This window comes from Tritonibacter sp. SIMBA_163, from assembly GCF_046535935.1.
Classification (GTDB): domain Bacteria; phylum Pseudomonadota; class Alphaproteobacteria; order Rhodobacterales; family Rhodobacteraceae; genus Epibacterium; species Epibacterium scottomollicae.
Map to the genome: position 1 here is coordinate 1 of NZ_JAWJBP010001478.1, position 231 is coordinate 231.

The following is a 231-nucleotide window of genomic DNA, read 5'->3' on the forward strand; positions in this document are numbered from 1 at the left end:
CTATGGATTTTATATCCAGTAGCGTATCTCATTTATACTTTGCTGCGCGGACTTGTAGTGGAGTGGTACCCTTACCCCTTCTTAGATCCAGGGAATGGCGGCTATATCCAAGTGGCGATTAGTTCTATCGTAATTACGATGTTAATTGTCCTGTGTGCATCGGTTGTCGTCGGCAGCCGTAAGTGGATTGCTGGCCGCCAGCTAAGCGCAGAAGTTAAATAGTAAACATCT

At 45.9% G+C, this 231-nt stretch carries 1 protein-coding gene; it reads left to right on the plus strand.

The features are described from left to right. Positions 1-222 (plus strand): Pr6Pr family membrane protein (locus R0J92_RS27200; protein ID WP_411053976.1); only part of this gene is annotated, 222 nt, incomplete at its 5' end. Between the last annotated feature and the right edge of the window lie 9 nt (positions 223-231).